Below are 20,456 nucleotides of genomic sequence, written 5' to 3' on the forward strand. Positions count from 1 at the left end.
GCCACACCGCGTCACGGCACTGTCGCCGTGGCGCGCAGGCGTGTGCGGGCCTGATCGAAACGGTGGAGCACGACGTCCACCACCTCGGGGGCGTCGCCGAGCACGGGCGCGACGACGTCGGCCCGTGCGGCGCCCCGCGCGATGCGGTCGGCCAGGAATCCGGGCGCGAGGACGTACGGGGCCACGGCCACGCGGGCACAGCCCGAGGCACGCAGCCGGCGAACGGCCCACGCTGTACCGGCAGCGGCCGGACCGGGGACGCCGTCGGAGGGCGCAGCATCGGCGGGCAAGGAGGCGAACGCGGGCCGCACGGCGCACCAACCGGTGCGCCGCCACTCCCGCGCGATGGCTGCGATCACCGCGTTCGCCTCCGGATCGGAGGTTCCCGCCGAGGCGAGCACGACCCCGGTCGAGGACTTGTCGCCGGGCGTCAGCCCGGCCTCGTACAGCCGTCGTTCGAGGGCCCGCGCCAGCGGTGGCGCGGGTCCGAGGACGGCGGCCGGCGCGATCCGCAGTTCCGGCGGCGCGAGACGCAGCAGCGCCGGGACGTCCGTCCTGGCGTGCACGGCACGGCTCAGCAGCAGCGGTACGGCGACGACCTCGGAGACCGTCTCCCCGTGCCGCGGCCGCCCCGCACGCCGTACGTCCGCCGCCAGTTCCGCCAGCACCTCGGGCACCGAGGGGCCGGTGAAGTCCAGGAACCCGATCTCCACCCGCAGTTCCGGCCGCCGGGCCCGCACGCGTCGTACCAGCGCGCGCAGTGTCCCGGCGTGCCGGGGATCGCGGCTGCCGTGCGCGACGGCGAGCAGCACGGGCGGCACCCGGATCACCCCGCCCGCTCGACCAGGCCGCGGCTGCGCAGGACGCGCCGTTCCAGGGGCGAGAAGACCAGCACATCGATGCCGATCCCGACGAGCAGGATCAGGATGATCGTCGCGAGGACTCCCGACATGTCGCTGTAGGTGCGGTAGTTCTCCAGCAACTGGCCGAGCCCGGTCCCGAGATCGGGTGAGCTGGCGATGAGTTCCGCGGCCATCAGGGAGCGCCAGGCGAACGCCCAGCCCTGCTTGAGCCCGGCGAGGAAGCCGGGGAGCGCGGCGGGCAGCAGCACATGCCGGACCGAGGCCGCCCCGGTGGCACCGACGACCCGGCCCGCGCGCAGATACAGCGGCGGGGTCTGGTCGACACCCGCGACCAGGCCGTTGGCGATGGAGGGCACCGCGCCGAGCAGGACGACCGCGTACACGGTCGCGTCGGTGAGCCCGAACCAGATCATCGCGGCGGGCACCCAGGCCACCGACGGCAGCGACTGGAGCCCGGACAGGATCGGCCCGATCGCCGCCCGGACCAGTCTGATCCGCGCGACGGCGAGGCCCAGCGGTGTCCCGATGACGATCGACAGGCAGAAGCCGAACGCGCCACGGGAGACGCTGGTCCACACATAGCCGAAAAGCGTGCCCTCCAGCCACATCCGCCGGATGGACCGGGCCACGTCGAGCGGTCCGGGCAGGACGTGATCGGGCTTCAGGTCCATGGCCGCGGCGAGCTGCCAAGCGCCGACGACCAGGACGACGGTGCACAGCGGAGGCAGCACGATCGCCAGGATCCGGCCCGCGACGGGCGTACGGGAGGCGGCGGCCGGTCTCTCCAGCGCGTCGAGTCCCGCTTCGAGTCCTGCCAGGTCGCTCCCGTCCTCGGTGTCACTGTCTGCCATGGCGGCGGATCTCCCCTCGCAGTTCCTCGGTGATCTCCACGGAGAGTTCGGCGACCGCGGCGTCCTCGATGCGCCGTGGCTGCGGGATGTCCACCGTCCACTCGCGGGCGATGCGCCCGGGGCGGGAGGTGAGCAGGACCACGCGCTGGGCGAGCCGTACGGCCTCGCGGACGTTGTGAGTGACGAACAGGACCGACAGCCCCGTCTCCGCCCAGATGCGCGTCAGTTCGTCGTGGAGCACGTCCCGGGTGATCGCGTCGAGTGCCGCGAACGGCTCGTCCATGAGGAGCAGCCGGCTGTCCTGGGCGAGCGCGCGGGCGAGTGCCACGCGTTGGCGCATACCGCCGGACAGCTCGTGCACCCGCTTGCCGTACGCGCCCTTGAGCCGGACGAGTTCGAGCAGCCGCTCCGCCTCGGGGCGCCGCTCCGCCCTGGTCATCCCCCGCATGCGCAGGGCGAGTTCGATGTTCCTTCCCGCGGTCAGCCAGGGGAAGAGGGCGTGTTCCTGGAACATCAGGGCCGGGCGGCCTCCGGGCACGTCGATCGTCCCGAGGGTCGGCTCGTCGAGCCCCGCGACGAGGTTGAGCAGCGTCGACTTGCCGCACCCGGAGGCGCCCAGCAGGGTGACGAACTCGCCGGTCCCCACGTCCAGGGTGATGTCGTCCAGCACGGACTGGCCAGCGGGCCGCCCGAACGTCTTCGACACATGGTCGATGCGCGCGGCGGGCGGCGGCGTGTCACGGGCGGACTCGGGGGCCCGTCGGTCGAGGTGGGTGGCCATTGCGTCGCCTTCCGGTCAGCCGGCGCCGAGGCCGGCGTCGTCGACCGCGGGCCGTCCCGCGGCCTGGAGGACCTCGTTGAGAGGCCGGAGGTCGTAGATGCGGTCGAGCAGCGGGTCCTGGAGCAGCCCCGCCGCGACCGCGTGGGCCGCTTCGTCGCGCAGGGTCGCGGCGAGCGGATCGTCGAGGATCCGGACGTGGTCGAAGGCCATGTCCAGCACCTTCGGCGGCAGTCGCGTGCCGGAGTCGGCCTTCAGTTTCCGGTCGACGGCGGCCTTCGCCTGCCGGGGATGGGCGTTGATCCAGGCGTTGGTGCGCACCGAGCCGCGCAGCAGTGCCTCGACGACGTCGGGGTGCTTCTTGAGGAACCGCTGGGACACGATCATGTTCGTGATGACGAACTGCCCGTCCTTCCAGAGCGACTTCTCGTCCACGAGGACCTTGCCGCCGGCCGCGACGAGCCGGGCGGCGACGGGCTCGGGCACCCATGCCCCGTCGAGGTCGCCGCGTTCGAAGAGGGTGGGGATCTCCTTGTTGTCGACGCGCTGGACCTTCACGTCGCCCCGGCCGCTCCTGGCGTCGACCTGGTAGCCCTGTCGTGCCAGGTAGTGGAGAAGGGCGACGTCCTGGGTGTTGCCGAGCTGGGGCGAGGCGATCGTCCTGCCCTTGAGCGCGGCCGGAGAGCCGACCTTCCTGGGGTTCACCACCAGGGAGACACCGCCCGAGGCGGAGCCCGAGATGATGCGCAGGTTGGTCCCGTCGGACTTCGTGTAGCCGTTGACGGCGGGCGAGGGCCCGATCCAGCCGACGTCGATCGCGCCGCCGTTCAGCGCCTCGATCTCGGCCGGTCCGGCGTTGAACGCCTGGGTGCGGATCCTCGTCCCGCCCAACTCCTTCTGGAAGAAGCCTTCCTGCAGGCCGACCAGGGCGGTGGCATGGGTGACGTTGGGGAAGTATCCGATCCGTATCCGGTCCACTCCGCCGATCTTCGCGCCGGTCGCGAGGACGGCCGGCCGGCCCGTGTCCTCGGCCTGGGATCCGTAGCCGCAGCCCGTGGCGGCGAGTACGCAGAGGGCCGAGAGCACGACGACGGCGCGTCGTCGGCCGGAGCGGATGATGAGAGGGGCTGGCACGGCGACTCCCTTTCCTCACGGGCCGGTGGGGCGCGTCGGAGGTCGGTGCGGACGGGTGGTGGGGTCGGGTCCCGCCATGCCCGCGGTGAGGGTGGTGCCGTCGGCGGGGTCGATCAGGATGAAGGCGCCGGTGCGGCGGGAGTCGGCGTAGGAGTCGACCGGGAGGGGTTCGGCGGTACGGATCTTGACGCGGCCGATGTCGTTGGCGACCAGCCGACCCGGGTGCGGGTGCAGCGAGAGGTCGTCCAGCGTGAGGCGGGACGGGATGTCCTTGACGATCGCCTTGACCGTGCGGGTGCCGTGCTTGAGGAGCACGCGGTGGCCGACGGTGAGGGGTGCGTCGGCGACGTGGCAGACGGTGGCCTCGACGTCCTGGGTGGTGGCGGGGGCGTCCTTGCTCGGCACGAGCAGGTCGCCGCGGGAGACGTCGATGTCGTCGGTGAGCAGGACGGTCACCGACTGGGTCGTCCAGGCCGCGTCGACCGGCTTGCCGAGCAGGTCGATGCCGGAGATCGTGGTGGTGCGTCCGGAGGGCAGCACGGTCACCTGTTCGCCGACGCGGAAGGTGCCGGCGGCGATCTGGCCGGCGTAGCCGCGGTAGTCGGGGTGCTCGGCGGTCTGGGGGCGGATCACGTACTGGACGGGCAGCCGGGCGTGGCAGTGCGCCAGGTCGTGGGTGACCGGCACGGTCTCCAGGTGTTCCAGGACGGTGGGGCCGCCGTACCAGTCCATGTTCGCGGAGGGTTCCACCACGTTGTCACCGGCGAGCGCCGAGATCGGGATCGCGGTGCACCCGTTCTCCCGGGGGTGGCCCCCGGACCCCCGGCCGGGGACGCCGAGTTCCGAGAGGTACGCGGTGAACTCCTCGGCGATCGCGGCGAACACGGACTCCTGGTAGCCGACGAGGTCCATCTTGTTGACGGCGAGGACCACGTGCGGGACGCGCAGCAGGGCGGCGACGGCGGCGTGGCGGCGGGTCTGCTCGATGACGCCGTTGCGGGCGTCGACGAGGACGACGGCGAGGTCGGCGGTGGAGGCGCCGGTGACCATGTTGCGGGTGTACTGCACATGGCCGGGGGTGTCGGCGAGGATGAAGCGGCGCCGGGCGGTGGCGAAGTAGCGGTAGGCGACGTCGATGGTGATGCCCTGCTCGCGCTCGGCCCGCAGGCCGTCGGTGAGCAGCGCGAGGTCGGGGGTGTCCTGGCCGCGGTTGCGGGAGGCGTGCTCGACGGCCTCCAACTGGTCGGTCAGGATCGACTTCGAGTCGTGCAGCAGCCGTCCGACCAGGGTGGACTTGCCGTCGTCGACCGAACCGGCTGTCGCCAGACGCAGGGTGCCGACCGCGGCCACGGCTTCGGTGGTACCGGTCATGTCTAGAAGTACCCCTCGCGCTTGCGGTCCTCCATCGCGGCCTCGGACATCTTGTCGTCGGCGCGGGTCGCGCCGCGCTCGGTGAGCCGGGACGCGGCGATCTCGGAGATCACCTGCTCCAGGGTCACCGCGTCCGAGTCGACGGCGCCCGTGCAGGACATGTCTCCGACGGTCCGGTACCGGATCCGCCGCTTCTCCACCCGCTCGCCGCCTCTGGGCCCGCCCCAGTCGCCGGCGGTCAGCCACATACCGCCCCGCTGGAAGACCTCGCGTTCGTGGGCGAAGTAGATCTCGGGCAGCTCGATGCCCTCGCGGGCGATGTACTGCCACACGTCCAGCTCGGTCCAGTTGGACAGCGGGAACACCCGCACGTGCTCACCGGGAGCGTGCCGGCCGTTGTACAGGTTCCACAGCTCCGGACGCTGACGGCGCGGGTCCCACTGCGAGAACTCGTCGCGCAGCGAGAACACCCGCTCCTTCGCCCGGGCCTTCTCCTCGTCACGCCGTCCGCCGCCGAACACCGCGTCGAAACGCTCCGCCTGGATCTTCTCCGTCAGCGGAAGCGTCTGGAGCGGGTTGCGGGTGCCGTCCGGACGCTCGCGCAGCACACCGCGGTCGATGTAGTCCTGCACCGAGGCCACGTGCAGCCGCAGCCCGTGCCGCGCCACCGTCCGGTCCCGGTAGTCCAGGACCTCGGGGAAGTTGTGCCCGGTGTCCACGTGCAGCAGCGTGAAGGGCACCGCCGCCGGCGCGAACGCCTTCAACGCCAGATGCAGCATCACGATCGAGTCCTTGCCACCGGAGAACAGGATCACCGGCCGCTCGAACTCACCCGCCACCTCACGGAAGATGTGCACGGCCTCCGACTCCAGCGCGTCCAAGTGGGAAAGGAACAGGGTCACTTCGGTGACGGGCGCGCTCACACCGGCCCCCGTTCCGTGAGCCTGACCGTGGTTTCGCTCGTCACCGGCTGCTCCCGAGGAATCGTGGCCGTCATTCGTGCAGTCCGCACTCGGTCTTCGCGCGGCCCGCCCAGCGGCCGGCGCGGGCGTCCTCGCCCTCCAGCACCCGTCGGGTGCACGGGGCGCAGCCGACGGAGGCGTACCCGTCCATGAGCAACGGGTTGGTGAGGAGCCCGTGTTCGGTGACATAGGCGTCGACATCCGCCCGCGTCCAGCGGGCGATCGGTGACACCTTCACCTTGCGGCGCTTCTCGTCCCAGCCCACGACCGGGGTGTTCGCCCGGGACGGGGAGTCGTCACGGCGCAGCCCGGTCGCCCAGGCGTCGTACCCGGTCAGGCCCTCCTCCAGCGGCTGGACCTTGCGGAGCTTGCAGCACAGGTCCGGGTCGCGGTCGTGCAGACGCGGCCCGTACTCGGCGTCCTGCTCCGCGACGCTCTGACGCGGGGTCAGGGTGATGACGTTGACGTCCATCACCGCCTCGACCGCGTCCCGCGTGCCGATCGTCTCCGGGAAGTGGTAGCCGGTGTCGAGGAACACCACGTCCACACCCGGCCGGGCACGCGAGGCGAGATGAGCGACCACCGCGTCCTCCATGGACGAGGTCACGCAGAACCTCGCGCCGAAGGTGTCCGCGGCCCAGCGCAGGATCTCCAGGGCCGAGGCGTCCTCCAGCTCGCGCTCCGCCTTCGTGGCGAGCAGCCGGAGCCCGGTGGACCGGCCCGTGTCAGAGCCCTTCATGTGCGGCTCCCCGGCCGACGCCGCCGACGCCCAGCGCCACGAGACCGAGCAGCCGGAGGAACGAGAAACTGAAAGCGCGCTCGCAGGCGCCGCACTTCCAGGTGTCGGGCCCCTCACCGGCCCGGAAGAGCCCTTTGTACTCGCAGTACGGGCAGGGGTGGAGCACCTCGCGTTCACTCATCTGTTTCTCCTGTCCGGAAGTGCTGTGGCAAAAGGAGACTTTGGCAAAAGGTTCTTCGGGTGACGGTGAAAAGGCCCGGAGAGCAATTTCCTTTTCCGGAGTTCGGCAGTGGCGGTCACCCTAGCAACGGCCGCGGACAGTCCACTGACACGGCGCTGATACGTTCCGGAATCCGGTCTCGCAAGCGCCGTGTCAGCGCCCGGTCAGCGGTGTTTGAGATAGTCGCGAATGGATTTCGCGGTCCGCTGCGGGACCACGGGCAGCGACCTTGACGATCCGGAGAAATCTCTTGCCCAGAGCCCCTCGGTCCGGGGCCATTGCGCATGCCTGCGACCGGGGGACCCGAACCGCAAGTTCCAGAAGAGGGGCATCTGCACGATGAGACTATCCAGGCTCCGAAGAACAGGGTTCCCACGGCGTTCGTCCGTGGTGCTCCTGACCTTGGGACTGACCACCGCCCTGCTCAGCGGAGCCGGTCAGGCATCGCCGGAGTCCGCCAAGGCGTGGACCTCCGAGTTCAAGGCGTCCAACGGAACCACCTACACCGCCACCAACCACCTGCTCCCCCAGGCGGGCGGTCACGGGCGTGAGTGGCTGCTCGCCTGGGCGGGGCCGGCGGACCACACGACGCCCGACTTCCTCACCGTCATCGACGCGACGCCCGACTCCCCGCACTACGGGGATGTCGTCAACACGGTGACGATGGGGCCGGGCAAGGGCAACGAGCCGCACCACATGCAGTATCTGTGGCACAAGGGCGCCCGGCTGTTCGCGGGCGGCATCCTCACCGACACGACGTTCGTGTTCGACACGAAGGCCCTGCCGGCCGTCAAGCTCGTCGGCGTGAACGTCCCCACGGACACCCCGTGCGGCACGCTGCCGGACGCCTACCAGGTGCTGCGCGACGGCACCGCGTACGGCACGTACATGGGCGGTCCCAACGTCACGGGGCCGTGCACGTACACCAACGGTGAGGTGCGTGAGGGCAACGGCGCGGCCGGCTCGCCCGGCGAGATCGTCTACTTCGGCAAGGACGGGCAGACCGTCTCCGAGATCCCCGCGGCCGTCAAGGGCGGCGAGGATCCGGTCCAGTGCGGCAACGTACCGGTGCTGACGGAGGCGAGCTGCGCCAACCCGCACGGCATAGCGGTCCGCGAGGACATGAACATCATGGTCGCCAGTGACTTCGTCGAGGCACGCAACTTCGTGACTCCCGAGGTCGAACTGCGCGAGGACCTCGCCCGGCAGACGGTCCGCGTCTGGGACATCACCGACCGGGCCAACCCGAGGATGAAGTCCGTGTCCAGGATGGCGGACGGCCCCAGGGCCGCCCAGGAGTCGGATCCGATCTTCGGCGAGTCCCGGGTGCTCATGGAGACGGCGCTGCCCAACAAGCGTGGTCACAAGGGCGCGTTCGTCTCCTCGATGACCGGCGGCGCGGTCTACTACACGCCGGACATCACGTCCTCCAAGCCCAGGTGGAAGGAGGTGCTGGACGACACGACGCCGTACCAGACCTTCGCCCCCGACGGCTCGGTGACCGGTGGCGGGGACAACTCGAGCTGGCTGGCGGTCAGTCCGGACGACCGCTACCTGTTCCACACGGTGATGGGCGCGTCGAAGCCCTACGGGAAGCCGCTGGACCGGACGACCGGCATGGTCTACGTGCTGGACATCCGGAAGCTGCTCGCGTCGGGCGACGACCCGCGGTGCTCCATCGACACCCTCGACGAGGCCTACAAGGGCGGCACCGAGAGCGACTGCCCCGGCCTGGTCGGCACCGTCCCGATCCGGGACACGACCGACGGCGGTCCGCACTGGGGCGCGATGGACAACTTCACCAAGGGGAAGGACGGCACCTACCGCGAGGCCACCCGGGTCAAGCGGGTCGCGACCGCCAACTACTTCCTGGCCGGCGCCTTCGGCGGCGACGGCGACCACCGGGTGTGCATGTTCGACCTGGGCGGGACGGCGGGCATCTCCCTCGACAAGCGGTTCCGTGACGAGGTCACCGGTGATCCCTGCGTCAACTTCAACCGGACGTCGTGGCCGCACGGCGACACCGGTGACGCCCGGCCCCACGGTGTGCTGTTCGTCGTGAGCGACGGCGTGCTGCGGTGAGCAACACCTTCTCGATCCAGTTGTCCGCGGCGGCCGCCGGCCGCCGCGGGCACCTGGCCCAAGCCGCCCAGGACTTCCGGCCGTTGTACGGCGTCCTGCTGGGCGCCCTCGTCCTGGCGGGCGGGATCGGCCTGATCATGCTGCAACTGCGGTACGGGCGGCTGCGCCGCAGGCGCACCGTGCTCGCCTCCTTCGCCGTCATCGTGATCACCTCGGTACTGGTGGGCATGACGGTGTCGCACGACGCGGACCGTTCCGAGGCCGTCGGCACACCCGGTGCGCCCGTGCTGCGCACCGCCGAGGCGGGGGCACAGCGGGTACCGGTCCTCGTGGTCCCGAACCGGCCCGGGTTCAACCTCGTCGGGATCGCCGCGGACACCGCGTCCGCCGGCACCGACCCCGCTCGCCTCGCCGCCGGGCGGCGGTACGGCGGTTCCGAGCGGACCTGGGTGGGCGTCACCCTCAAGTCCGGTGGCCAGCGTCTGTTCCTCTCGGTCAACGGCGCCCCGGCCTCGCTGGACTTCGACACCGGCTCCAAGGCGTCCGCCGTGTCCGCCACGCTGCGCGGCGCGGACGGCCCCGAGTGCGCGTCCGCCGCTCTGGGCGCCCTGCTCGCGGGCGGCGAGCGGCCCTTGTCCTCCTGCCCCGCCGACCGGCTCCGTGCCGCCGACGCCGGCATGCTGCGCTCCACCGTGCGCTTCCTGGCCCGGCGCGGGGCACGGACCGTCGCCCTGCGCGCGGACGGCTCGCCCCGTGACCGGGCCGCCGCGGCCGTGGTCCGCGAGGCCGCGGCCCGCGAGAAGGTCACCGTGGTGGCACCCGGCGAGGGCGCGCCCCCGCTGATCGTGGTCACCGGCTGGGCGGCCGCACAGGCCCAGGTCGAGGAGGTCGAGAAGGGCCGCGTCAAGGCGGAAGGCACCTACCTGGCGCCCTGGCTGCTCTCGCCACCGGTGCTCCGTCCCAGCGCGGGCCAGATCATCCCGCTGCGCTACGACCCGCGGGGCCCCGCCGCCGAGCGCTATCTGTCGGCGCTGTCGAGACGCTTCCCCGGCGAGGTGCCGAGCGCCGCCGGATACGAGGCCTGGCAGGAGCGGCTGGGCGGCGACTTCGCCCCGGCCGTGATGTACGCGGCGGCCGAGGTGTACATCCCGGGCATGCCGGCCCACGAGCACGAGGGCGCGGACTGGCTCACCAGCGGAATGATCACCGCCGTATCGGGGCCGCTGCAACAGCCCAAGCCATGACGATCCGAGACCGGCCCGCGCTCCGCGGCCGGCACGAGGCCGGAGAAGGGCAGCACACCATGACGGACACGGCGCCGGCGTCGCCCGCACCGCGGGCCAGGCGCGAGGGCCCGCGCGACGAGGGCCAGTGGGCCCTCGGGCGGCGCGAACCCCTCAACACGAACGAGGAGATCAAGAAGGACGAGGACCCGCTGCGGGTGCGGGAACGCGTCGAGCAGGTCTACGCGCATCACGGCTTCGCCTCCATCGACCCGGACGATCTGCGCTCGCGGCTGCGCTGGTGGGGGCTGTACACCCAGCGCCGCCCCGGCATCGACGGGGGGCGCACGGCCGTTCTCGCGCCGGAGGAGCTGGAGGACGAGTACTTCATGCTCCGCGTCCGCATCGACGGCGGGCGCCTGGACCTGCGTCAGCTCCGTACGGTCGCGGACGTCTCGGTCCGCTGGGCCCGGGGCACCGCGGACATCACCGACCGGCAGAACATCCAGTTCCACTGGGTGCGGATCGAGGACGTCCCCGAGATCTGGCGCCGGCTCGAAGAGGTGGGGCTGTCGACCACGGAGGCGTGCGGCGACTGCCCGCGCGTCGTCGTCGGCAGCCCGGTCGCGGGGGTATCGGCGGACGAGCTCCTGGACGCCACCCCGGCGATCGAGGAGATCACCGCCCGCTGGATCGGCGACCCCACGCTGTCCAACCTGCCGCGCAAGTACAAGACGGCGGTGAGCTGGCTGCCCGACATTCCGTACGAGATCAACGATCTGGCGTTCCTCGGCAGCGTCCACCCCGATCACGGTCCGGGGTTCGACCCGTGGGTGGGCGGCGGCCTGTCCACCTCCCCGCGGCTCGCCGAGCGGCTGGGCGCCTGGGTCGCGCTCGACGACGTGCCCGAGGTCTGGGTGGCCGTGACCCGGCTCTTCCGGGACTACGGCTATCGGCGGCTGCGCGGCCGCGCCCGGCTGAAGTACCTGGTCGCCGACTGGGGTGTGGAGCGGTTCCGCGAGGTGCTGGAGGGCGAGTACCTGAAGCGTCGGCTCCCCGACGGCCCTCCCCCGGTGCTGCCGGCCGCGCCGCTCGACCACATCGGGGTCCACCGGCAGCGCGACGGACGGTACTTCGTGGGTGCCGCCCCGGTGGCCGGACGGCTCTCCGGCGAAGCGCTGGCCCGTCTCGCGGACCTCGCCGAGGCCCACGGCTCGGCGCGGGTCCGGCTCACCCCGTACCAGAAGATCGTGGTGCTCGACGTGGCCGAGCCCGCCTCGCTCGTCGGGGCGCTGCGCGCCGTCGGTCTGGAGGCCGAGCCGTCCTCCTGGCGGCGCGACACCATGGCCTGCACCGGTATCGAGTACTGCAAGCTGGCGATCGTCGAGACCAAGGAGCGCGCCGCCACGCTGATCGGCGAGCTCGAACGGCGGCTCGCCGGTGAGGCGCTGGACATCAAGGTCAACGTCAACGGCTGCCCCAACGCGTGCGCGCGGACCCAGGTCGCCGACATCGGGCTCAAGGGGCAGCTCGTCACCGGGCCGGACGGCACCCAGACCGAGGGATTCCAGGTGCACCTCGGCGGGGGTCTCGCGCTGCGCGAGGGCGCGGACGGCCGCTTCGGCAGGAAGCTGCGCGGTCTGAAGACCACGGCGGCCGAACTGCCCGACTACGTCGAGCGCGTGACCCGCGCCTACCTGGCGGGCCGGAAGGACGCGGACGAGACGTTCGCCGAATGGACGGTGCGCGCCACGGAGGACGAACTGCAATAGCCGGGTGTTCACCTCGGCGGCCGGCGGAGGTGAACTCCGAACAAAACGATGGACCGCACCTGAACCATCCCAACTCTTGCACAGAGAAAGGACGAGCCGTGCGGATCGAACTGCTGGGACCGCTGGAAATCATCGACGAGGACGAGATCCGCTTTCGTATTCCGGGCGAGAAACTGCGCACGATCGTCGCGGCGCTCGCCCTGGCCGGCGGGAAAGTCGTCTCCCGGGACGAACTGATCGACGAACTATGGGCGGAGAGGCCGCCCAGGGACGCGGTGAACTCGCTGCAGGGGCACATAGCGCGGCTGCGGCGCATTCTGGTGACCCGGATCGGCAGGGAACACCTGCGCGGGGTCGTGCAGACCACGCCCGCCGGATACCGGCTCCAGCTTCCCGCCGACCACATAGACGCCCTGCGCTTCACCGCGCTCGTGGAATCCGCGGCGCCGCTGCTCGAGGAGGACCCCGGGGCGGTCATCCGAACCCTGAACAGCGCGCTCGCCCTGTGGCGGGGACCGGCGCTGTTCGACACGGGTCAGGGGATGATCTGCCGCATGGCCTACACCCACCTGGAGGAGAGCCGGCTGATCGCGCACGAGCGCAAGATCGACGCGCAGCTCGACCTCGGTCTGCACCAGGCGGTCATCCCCGAGGCCGAGCGTCTTCACATGCGCTACCCGCTGCGCGAGCACTTCTGCCGTCAGCTCATGGCCGCGCTGTGCCGCTCGGGCCGTCAGGGCGAGGCGATCAACGTGTACAGCCGTACCCGTCAACGCCTGGTGCGGGAACTGGGCATCGAGCCCTCGCCCCAGCTCAGGAGGGTCTTCCGCGAGATCCTCTCCCAGACGTGACCTCCGATTCCGTGGACCACGGACCGACGGACTGCCGGACCGCCGGGCGGGGCGGGCGCCCCGCTCTCAGGCCCGCCCGAGGACGAGCACCGCGTTCTGGCCGCCGAACCCGAACGAGGTGCTCACCGCCAGCTCGCCCGTCAGGTCACGGGGAGCCTTGGAGACGACGTCGATCTCGACCTCGGGGTCCAGGCTCTGCAGGTTCGCGGTGGGCGGCACGAGCCGGTGTTCGAGGGTGAGCGCGGTGACGGCGGCCTCGATGGCGCCGGCCGCCCCCAGGGAGTGGCCGACCACGCCCTTCACGGACGTGACCGCGGGACGGTCGCCGAGCACCCGGCGCAGCATCCGGGCCTCGGTGACGTCGTTGAGGGGCGTGGACGTGCCGTGGGCGTTGACGTGGTCGATCTCGTCGGCGCCCACTCCCGCGTCCGTCAGGGCCGTGCGGAGCGCCAGTTCGGCACCGCGGCCCTCCGGGTCGGGAGCCGTGGCGTGGTGGGCGTCGGCGCTGGCGCCGTATCCGCTGATCACCGCGTGCACCGAGCCGCCGCGCGCCCGGGCGTGCTCGGGGCGCTCCAGCACGAGTACGGTCGCTCCCTCGGCGGGGACGAATCCGTCCCGGTCCACGTCGAAGGGGCGTGAGGCGTTCGCCGGCGCGTCGCGGCGGGCGGAGAGGGCGCCCATCTGGCTGAACCCGGAGACGATCGAGGGGATCAGACAGGCTTCGGTGCCTCCGGTGATGACGACGTCGCAGGTTCCCGCGCGCAGCAGTTCGCGTGCCGTGCCGATGGCGGTGGTGCCCGAGGCGCAGGCCGTCGCGGTCACGAGGTTGGGGCCCCTGGCCCCGCACTCCATGGCGATGTAGCCGGCCGTCATGTTGACCGCCAGCATGGGGATCAGCATCGGGGAGACCTGGTCGAAGCCCTGGTCGAGCAGCACGTGGTGCTGCTTCTCCCAGGTGGCCGCTCCCCCGATGCCGCTGCCGATGACCACACCGACCCGGGCGCCGTCCCATGTGGCGGTGTCCAGGCCCGAGTCGGCCAGTGCCTCGGCCGCGGCGGCCAGCGCGAGCTGGCTGCTGCGGTCGAGGCGCAACGCCTTGCGCCGGCCGATGGCTTTCGCGGGATCGAAGGCGGGCACATGGCAGCCGAAGCAGGCGCGGGTGCCCGCGAGCGCGGGCACCTCGCTCGCTTCCGTCGTCTCGCCCCGCAGGATGCGGGTCCAGGAGGCGTCGGTGCCGATGCCCGCCGCGGTCACCATGCCGATCCCGGTGACCGCGGCGGCGAACGGGGGCCTGGGCTCCCTCATCGGCCCGCCACTCCCGACGCCTCGGCCAGCTTCCGCTCCAGCATCTGGGTCGCGTCGGCCACGGTGGCGTCCAGTTCCAGGTCGTCGTCCTTGACCGGGACGCCGAACTCCTGCTGGGCGGCCAGGCCGAGTTCGACCAGGGCGAGCGAGTCCACCTCGAGCTTGCGGAAGCTCACGTCGGGCGAGATCTCGTCGGCCTCCAGGCCGCAGACCCGTACCAGCAGGGCGACCAGTCGATCGCTGGTGTCACTCATGGGATGTCTCTCCTCGTCGTTCGTCGTGGTGTGCGCGTCGTGGTGTGCGAGATGGTCGGTGGTGTACGGGTGGTGTGGGTCAGCAGGCCTCGACGGCCGGCCAGCGGAGCGTGCAGGCGCCCCAGGTCAGCCCGCCGCCGAACGCGGTCATGAGCACCCGGTGGCCGGGGCGCAGGGTGCCGCTCGCGACGGCGTCGGCCAGGGCCAGCGGCACGGAGGCGGCGGAGGTGTTGCCGACCCGGTCGAGATGGATCGCGCAGCGCTCCCGGTCCAGGCCCATCCAGTCGGCCAGGGCGTGCAGGATCCGTACGTTGGCCTGGTGGGCGACGAGCAGGTCGACGTCGGCCACCGACCAGCCCGCGCCCCGCAGGGCCTGCTCGGAGGACTCGGCCATGGATTCCACGGCGTGCCGGAACACGGCCTGTCCGGCCATCCGGAAGTAGGGGTCGCCCGGTCCGGCCGACTCCGGTCGCAGTGGGTCGCGGGAGCCTCCGGAGGGCACCTGGATGAGGTCGTCCGCCGATCCGTCGGAGCCCAGCCGGATCGGGCCGAGCGCGCCGGGTTCGTCCGGCCGGCCGGCCCGCAGCACGACCGCTCCGGCGCCGTCGCCGAAGATGGACCGGGTGGAGCGGTCCGCCGGGTCGAGGATGCGGGAGAACGCGTCGGCCCCGATGACGAGGACGGAGTCCGCCGACCCGGTGGCGATGAACCCGGCCGCGGTGGCGAGCCCGTAGAGGAAGCCGGTGCACACGGCGGCGACGTCGAACGCGGGGACCGGGCCGAGGCCGAGCCGGGCCGCGACGCGTGGCGCGGTCGCCGGCAGGGGATGGTCGGGGGTCGCCGTGGCCAGCACGACCGCGTCGACCGCGAGGTCCGAGGCGGACTTCAGGGCGCGTGCCCCCGCCTCGACGGCGAGGTCCGAGGTGGCGAGGCCGTCGTCGAGGATGTGCCGGGCGCCGATGCCGGTGCGGCTGCGGATCCAGTCGTCCGAGGTGTCGAGTTCCAGGGCGAGTTCGTCGTTGGTGACCGCCCTGGGCGGCAGCCAGGATCCGAGCCCGCACACGACCGCGGCCCGTGCGGTCACAGGGCTTCCTCGAGGCCCATGTACGCCAGTCGGGCGCGCTGCATCTTGTCGGCCCACTCGTGGGCAGTGCCGGCCCGCTCCTCGGCCGTGGTGTCGATCAGCCGGCGTCCGGGCCAGACCTCGTAGTCGCCGACGAGGTCGCCGTGCCGCTCCAGACCCTGCTGGAACAGTTCCTCGCGGCGCATCACGAGATCCTGCGAGGGCAGCTTCTCCCACAGGCCGTAGCCCTCCTGGATCAGTTCCAGGATCCGCGGCTTGTCCTCGGGGTGGCGCAGCAGGTGTTCGCGGGCGATGGAGCTGCCGACGGTGAGGTGGCGGATCTCGTCGATGCCCGCGCCGCGCTCGATGTCGGCGGCGGCCGGGTCGAACATCCGCCACTTGCGCTCGCTGAGTTCCGCGGAGGGCGCGAGGACGCCCTCGACGAGGACGGTGAGGATCACGACGCCGCCGATGAAGTCCCGCCGGTCGCGCAGGGCGCGCAGGCCGAACTCCTCCAGGGGTACGAGGATGCGCTCGCTGTCGGCGGCGGCCAGCCGGTCGATCGACGTCCACAGGTCGGCCTCGGCGATGCCGAGCGACAGCAGGTGGCGGCGGAAGACCATGGCATGGCGTGCCTCGTCGAGGAGTTGCGTGGAGTAGAACTCCAGCGAGGCGTTGTCGGGGGCGACCGCCACCATGTAGGCGATGGCGCGGGTGGCCTTCTCCTCCGCGATGGAACGGAAGGCCAGTTCCTGGCTGAGCGCGCTGTTGAGCGGGCCGGGCTCGGCCATCACCGGCAGCGGGCGTACGTCGTCGGCGTGGCCGAGGGTGTGACCGCGCAGGGTGCCCTGGGGGACGGAGCGCAGCCAGTAGCGCAGGTCGCAGGCGTCGGCGGTCAGTTCCAGGTTCATGGCGCCGTCGACGAGCGAGGGGGCGTGTTCCCAGTCGGCTTCGGAGGGTGTGGTGGACACGGTCATCGATCCCTTTCCACGGGCAGCGGTCGGATGGCGGCGCGGCCGGGGCGCAGTTCGTCGGCGAAGTTGACCAGGGGGGTCCCGGTGCCCTGGGAGCCGTGCGACACGGCGGCGAAGACGACGCGGTGGTCGCCGACGGCGGTGCTGCGCACGATGTGGCACTCCAGCCAGGCGACGGCGTCCTTGAGCCGGGGCACCCCGTGCGAGCTGGGGTCCGCCCAGGTCTCGGCGGGGAGCTGGTCCAGGCCGCGCTCGCGCTTCCTGGAGGCGAAGTGGTCGGCGAGGAAGGCCTGTCCGGCGGCGAGGCCGTTGACGACGAAGCGGTCGTGGGCCAGGAGGGTGCGCAGTCCCCGGCTGTCCTCGCGCAGGGCCACCGAGATGATCGGCGGTTCCATCGAGGCGAGCGCGACCGTGCTCACGGTGACGCCTTCGACGGTCTCGGGGGCGCCGCAGGTGAGGACCGCGACGCCGGTGGCCAGCCGGCGGACGGTGGACCGGGTCTGCTGCGTGCCGGCCGGGCCGCCGCCGGGGCGCTCGGTGGCGAGGGCCTCCCTCATGAGGTCCTCGCATCCAGGTGTGCGGCCACCGGGGCCGGCCGCGGGCCCCGGCCCTCGAACTCGGCGCGGAAGCGGAGGTAGGCGGGGTCCTCGACCGGTTCGAAGGGCAGCCGGAACGTTTTCAGGAAGTTCCCGAACAGCGCCCGGTCGCCGAAGAGGTGGATGGGCAGGGCGAGCAGCGCCCACTCGGCTCCGAAGGCCCATATCCACGCCAGGGCCACGAGGCCTTCGGTGACGAGGCTGTGCATCACGTTGTAGAGCACGTAGTAGACCTTGGAGATGTCCTTGGTCGTACTGCGGTGGTAGGCGATCGCGCCGGGGATGTAGCCGATCAGGTCGATGTAGAGGAACAGGCCGATGAAGGCCGGCCAGGACACGTCCCCGAGGTGCGTGAAGAACAGCACGCTGCTGACGACGAGGCCCAGGGCGTACTCGGCGCGGTGCAGCTTCGAGGTGGCGGGTGTCTCGAAGAGGTTCTTGGCGTCCATCAGCGCGCTCCTCCCGCGGGTGCGGCCGCTTCCAGGACCGCGGCGAGCGCCTTGGCGACGGCTTCGTCGCCGATCACCTCGGCGTTCGGGAACAGTCCCCGGACCACGCGGGCGATGGTCTCCTTGAACACCCGCTCCGCCACGGGGTCGAGGATCCCGGCGAGCGAGGGGATGCCGAAGTCGAAGGCGGTGTCGAAGGCGATCCGGCAGCCGTCGCCGTCGGCGGTGATCGCCCAGGTCCCGGAGAATTCCTCGAAGTCGCCGTCGGTCTGGGCGAATGCGATGGTCAGGTCCGCGGTGTCGAACCGGTCGGTCTCCGTCCAGCGCAGGATGCCGTTGCGGAAGTACACCTCCCAGTCGCTGGACTCGTGCGTCGCGTCGACCTGACGGACCGTCACCGACCGTACGACGTCGACGAGATCCGGGTAGGCGGCGAAGTCCCTGACCCGGGCGAAGGCGGCCTGAGGGGTCACCCCCGCCACGCCGAGCGTCACATGAGCACTACGCATGGCCGATGCCACCTTCCGATGAGAGTGCGTACGCGGAGGCCTGCCTGCCGCACGCGCGGTCGAAGGCCTCGTACAGGAAGTCCGTGTCGGAGCGGGACAGCACGGCCGGCGGGGTGAGCCGCAGGACGTGGTCCGAGTTGAGCGAGTGGTTGGCGACGACGCCCTGTTCGGCGAGCTCGATCAGGAGGTCTCCGGCCGCGCCGGGCCGGACGAACTCGAAGCCGATCAGCAGGCCTTGGCCGCGCACCTCGCGCAGTCCGTCGCCGTAGTGGCCGCGGGCGATCTTCCCGAGCCTGTCGAGCAGTTCGTCGCCGAGGACGCGGGCCCGTTCGACGAGGCCGTCCTCGTGGAGCGCGGCGAGCGCGCCCTGGGCCGCCGCCATGGCCAGCGGTGCCCCCGAGAAGGTGGACGTGTGCAGATAGGGGTCCCGGTCGAAGACCGCGAAGGCCGCCGGGGTGGCGACCACCGCCGAGACCGGGACGATCCCGCCGCTGAGTCCCTTGCCCACGAGCAGCGCGTCCGGGGTGATCCCCTCCCGGTCGGCGCCCCACCAGGAGCCGAGCCTGCCGAGTCCGGTCTGCACCTCGTCGAGCACGAAGAACGCCTCGTGGCGGCGGCACAGTTCCTGGACCCGGGTGAGGTAGCCGTCCGGCGGGAGGATCACGCCGGCCTCGCCCTGGACGGGTTCGAGCACGACACAGCACTCGCCCGGGTGGCGGAGCAGTGCCTGCTCCAGGGCGGTGGTGTCGCCGTACGGGACGTGCTCGACGTCCGGCAGCAGCGGGCGGAAGGGGTCGCGGAAGACGTCGCGGCCGGTCAGGCTGAGGGCGCCCATGGTCTTGCCGTGGTAGCCGTTCACGGTGGCGACGAGGTGCCGTTTGCCGTGGGTGCGGGCCATCTTGATCGCGCACTCGACAGCTTCGGCGCCCGAGCCCGCGAAGTGCACCCGTTCCAGTCCGGGCGGGGCGATCGCGACGAGTGCCTCGGCGGCCAGCGCGGCCTGAGGTTCGAGGAACACCCGGGTCGCGACGGGGTGCCGGTTCAGTTGCTCGGTGACGTACCGGACCACCGTGGGGTGCCGGGCGCCCATGAGCAGCACGCCGTAGCCACCGCAGTTGAGGAACCTGCGGCCCTCGGCCGTGAACACCCAGGGGCCGAGCGACTCGGTCTCGACGTGGCCGCCGAACATCTCTCCCAGGACGGCCCGGCCCTTGTTGAGACGGCGCCGGTAGAGCCGGCCGAGCTCCTCGCGGGTGAGCGGCGAGCTCGCGGTGGCGGAGGCCGGGGTGAAGGTCATCGCGGGCCTCACGCGATCCGCAGCGGCTTGCCGGCCAGGTGCTCCAGGAGCGGCCCGGAGATGCTCGACCTGGACGGCGGGTGGAAGGACAGACCGTGCGAGGCCGCCGCGAGATAGGCGACGTCCGGCGAGCCGATGAACGCCATCCCGCCGAGCAGTTCGACGGCCTGGTGCACCGCTTCCGCCAGCGCGTCCTGTGCCGCGTACCGCGCGATGAGGGACTTCGCGAGGGCCTCGTCGCCGGTCTCCTCCTGCTCGATCATCCGGGCCATGCCTTCCAGCAGCAGGGCGGCGCCCTCCAGCCGGCACAGCAGCCGCGCCCGCTCGGATTCGGTGCCCCGGCCGCGCTCCACGACGCGTTCGGCGAGCGCGCTCGCCATGCCGAGGTACGACCCGGAGATGAGCAGTTCGAACCAGATGAACCCGACCGTCTGGAGGCTGTCCATGGCGCCGGGCTCGGCGTCCTCGGTCCGCATGAGCTGCTGTTCGCTGATGAACACGTCTTCCAGGCGGAGTTCGTCGCTCTCCGCTCCGGCGAGGACCGGGTTCCCCCAGAAGGGGTGCACGCTCAGTCCCTCGACGCCCTTGGGCACCAGCAGGACGGCCGAGTTGGCGTCACCGGGTACGGCCACGCTCGCGGTGAGCAGGTCCATGGAGTGCGAGAGACTGCACGGCTTCTTCGCGCCGCTGATCCGGTAGCCGCCCTCGACGACGGTGGCCCGCATCGAGGGGGTCAGGATGCCCTGTCCGGTGCGGCCCTCCGCGAAGCCGGAGGCGACCAGCAGGTTCTGTTCCGCGATGCCCTCCAGCAGGGCCCACTCGGCGCCGCTGGCCTGGAGGCTCTCGGCCAGGGTGAACAGGGTGGCCACGGAGAAGTGGTGCATGGTCGTGGCGACGGCGAGCGACGGGGCGGCCGCGCCCAGGGCGCGGGTGACCTGGAGTGCCTCCCGAGGACCCGCGCCGGAGCCGGCGTAGGTCTTGGGGATGACCAGTTGGGGTCCTCCGTGGCCGCGGAACAGAGCGATGGCGGGAGAGTCCGGGGACTCCAGTTCGGTGAGCTTGAACTCGCCCAGTTCGGCGAGCAGTCCGGGCATGAATTTCTCGCACGTCTCGCGCGCGGCATCCAATGGGCGCATGGCAGCTCTCTCGTAGTGCGCGGACGG

The 20,456-nt window shown here is 71.7% G+C and carries 21 protein-coding genes; 4 read left to right on the top strand and 17 right to left on the bottom strand.

Annotation, left to right across the window (positions count from 1 at the left end; genetic code table 11):
* Positions 1–11 precede the first annotated feature (11 nt).
* The 8 genes from ACZ4TO_RS01785 to ACZ4TO_RS01820 form a co-directional block, all read right to left on the bottom strand.
* Positions 12–821 (bottom strand): sirohydrochlorin chelatase, encoded by an 810-nt coding sequence (locus tag ACZ4TO_RS01785; protein WP_468023120.1) that lies wholly within the window; start codon positions 819–821, stop codon positions 12–14.
* 5 nt (positions 822–826) lie between these two features.
* Positions 827–1,714: an ABC transporter permease gene (locus ACZ4TO_RS01790; RefSeq protein WP_382780411.1), complete on the bottom strand. Its 888-nt coding sequence runs from the start codon at positions 1,712–1,714 to the stop codon at positions 827–829.
* Positions 1,701–2,495 (bottom strand): ABC transporter ATP-binding protein, encoded by a 795-nt coding sequence (locus ACZ4TO_RS01795; protein WP_382780408.1) that lies wholly within the window; start codon positions 2,493–2,495, stop codon positions 1,701–1,703. Before ACZ4TO_RS01795 ends, ACZ4TO_RS01790 begins: the two co-directional genes overlap by 14 nt.
* Positions 2,496–2,510: 15 nt before the next feature.
* Positions 2,511–3,626 (bottom strand): aliphatic sulfonate ABC transporter substrate-binding protein, encoded by a 1,116-nt coding sequence (locus ACZ4TO_RS01800; RefSeq protein WP_468023121.1) that lies wholly within the window; start codon positions 3,624–3,626, stop codon positions 2,511–2,513.
* A gap of 15 nt (positions 3,627–3,641) precedes the next feature.
* Positions 3,642–4,997, bottom strand: a complete 1,356-nt coding sequence (locus ACZ4TO_RS01805) for a sulfate adenylyltransferase subunit 1 (RefSeq protein ID WP_382780402.1) — start codon at positions 4,995–4,997, stop codon at positions 3,642–3,644.
* 2 nt (positions 4,998–4,999) lie between these two features.
* Positions 5,000–5,920 carry a sulfate adenylyltransferase subunit CysD gene (gene cysD / locus ACZ4TO_RS01810; protein ID WP_468023122.1) on the bottom strand — a complete coding sequence of 307 codons (921 nt, stop codon included), beginning with the start codon at positions 5,918–5,920 and terminating at the stop codon, positions 5,000–5,002.
* Positions 5,921–5,990: 70 nt separating this feature from the next.
* A complete protein-coding gene (locus tag ACZ4TO_RS01815; protein ID WP_385046423.1) occupies positions 5,991–6,698 on the bottom strand; it encodes a phosphoadenylyl-sulfate reductase in 708 nt (235 codons plus the stop codon).
* Positions 6,685–6,879 (bottom strand): hypothetical protein, encoded by a 195-nt coding sequence (locus tag ACZ4TO_RS01820; protein ID WP_382780392.1) that lies wholly within the window; start codon positions 6,877–6,879, stop codon positions 6,685–6,687. Before ACZ4TO_RS01820 ends, ACZ4TO_RS01815 begins: the two co-directional genes overlap by 14 nt.
* A 441-nt stretch (positions 6,880–7,320) precedes the next feature.
* Here ACZ4TO_RS01820 and ACZ4TO_RS01825 point away from each other — a divergent pair, with 441 nt between their 5' ends.
* The 4 genes from ACZ4TO_RS01825 (at position 7,321) to ACZ4TO_RS01840 (ending at position 12,846) form a co-directional block, all read left to right on the top strand.
* Entirely contained in the window at positions 7,321–9,000 is a 1,680-nt protein-coding gene (locus ACZ4TO_RS01825; protein ID WP_385046420.1) for a hypothetical protein, read from the top strand.
* Complete coding sequence (locus ACZ4TO_RS01830) at positions 8,997–10,244, top strand: hypothetical protein (RefSeq protein WP_468023123.1); 1,248 nt, start codon at positions 8,997–8,999, stop codon at positions 10,242–10,244. Before ACZ4TO_RS01825 ends, ACZ4TO_RS01830 begins: the two co-directional genes overlap by 4 nt.
* A 59-nt stretch (positions 10,245–10,303) precedes the next feature.
* Positions 10,304–11,995 (top strand): nitrite/sulfite reductase, encoded by a 1,692-nt coding sequence (locus ACZ4TO_RS01835; RefSeq protein WP_468023769.1) that lies wholly within the window; start codon positions 10,304–10,306, stop codon positions 11,993–11,995.
* Positions 11,996–12,093: 98 nt separating this feature from the next.
* Complete coding sequence (locus ACZ4TO_RS01840; RefSeq protein ID WP_382780383.1) at positions 12,094–12,846, top strand: AfsR/SARP family transcriptional regulator; 753 nt, start codon at positions 12,094–12,096, stop codon at positions 12,844–12,846.
* Positions 12,847–12,912: 66 nt separating this feature from the next.
* On the opposite strand, the gene ACZ4TO_RS01845 is transcribed toward ACZ4TO_RS01840, so the two are convergent.
* From ACZ4TO_RS01845 to ACZ4TO_RS01885, 9 genes are all read right to left on the bottom strand, one after another.
* Complete coding sequence (locus tag ACZ4TO_RS01845) at positions 12,913–14,151, bottom strand: beta-ketoacyl-[acyl-carrier-protein] synthase family protein (RefSeq protein WP_382780381.1); 1,239 nt, start codon at positions 14,149–14,151, stop codon at positions 12,913–12,915.
* Positions 14,148–14,405: an acyl carrier protein gene (locus tag ACZ4TO_RS01850; protein ID WP_382780377.1), complete on the bottom strand. Its 258-nt coding sequence runs from the start codon at positions 14,403–14,405 to the stop codon at positions 14,148–14,150. The genes ACZ4TO_RS01845 and ACZ4TO_RS01850 overlap by 4 nt, the downstream gene beginning before the upstream one ends.
* A gap of 79 nt (positions 14,406–14,484) precedes the next feature.
* Positions 14,485–15,489, bottom strand: coding sequence for a beta-ketoacyl-ACP synthase III (locus ACZ4TO_RS01855; RefSeq protein ID WP_382780373.1), 1,005 nt, complete (start codon positions 15,487–15,489; stop codon positions 14,485–14,487).
* Complete coding sequence (locus ACZ4TO_RS01860) at positions 15,486–16,445, bottom strand: ferritin family protein (protein WP_382780367.1); 960 nt, start codon at positions 16,443–16,445, stop codon at positions 15,486–15,488. Before ACZ4TO_RS01860 ends, ACZ4TO_RS01855 begins: the two co-directional genes overlap by 4 nt.
* Positions 16,442–16,999: a flavin reductase family protein gene (locus ACZ4TO_RS01865; RefSeq protein WP_468023124.1), complete on the bottom strand. Its 558-nt coding sequence runs from the start codon at positions 16,997–16,999 to the stop codon at positions 16,442–16,444. Before ACZ4TO_RS01865 ends, ACZ4TO_RS01860 begins: the two co-directional genes overlap by 4 nt.
* Positions 16,996–17,487 carry a hypothetical protein gene (locus ACZ4TO_RS01870; RefSeq protein ID WP_382780361.1) on the bottom strand — a complete coding sequence of 164 codons (492 nt, stop codon included), beginning with the start codon at positions 17,485–17,487 and terminating at the stop codon, positions 16,996–16,998. Before ACZ4TO_RS01870 ends, ACZ4TO_RS01865 begins: the two co-directional genes overlap by 4 nt.
* The gene (locus tag ACZ4TO_RS01875) at positions 17,487–17,996 is read right to left on the bottom strand and encodes a type II toxin-antitoxin system RatA family toxin (protein ID WP_382780358.1); all 510 of its coding nucleotides are present in this window, start codon (positions 17,994–17,996) and stop codon (positions 17,487–17,489) included. Before ACZ4TO_RS01875 ends, ACZ4TO_RS01870 begins: the two co-directional genes overlap by 1 nt.
* A complete protein-coding gene (locus tag ACZ4TO_RS01880; protein ID WP_385046411.1) occupies positions 17,989–19,293 on the bottom strand; it encodes an aspartate aminotransferase family protein in 1,305 nt (434 codons plus the stop codon). The genes ACZ4TO_RS01875 and ACZ4TO_RS01880 overlap by 8 nt, the downstream gene beginning before the upstream one ends.
* 8 nt (positions 19,294–19,301) lie before the next feature.
* Positions 19,302–20,429 carry an acyl-CoA dehydrogenase gene (locus ACZ4TO_RS01885; RefSeq protein ID WP_385046408.1) on the bottom strand — a complete coding sequence of 376 codons (1,128 nt, stop codon included), beginning with the start codon at positions 20,427–20,429 and terminating at the stop codon, positions 19,302–19,304.
* Between the last annotated feature and the right edge of the window lie 27 nt (positions 20,430–20,456).

It is taken from the genome of Streptomyces sp. NPDC028298, from assembly GCF_055565895.1.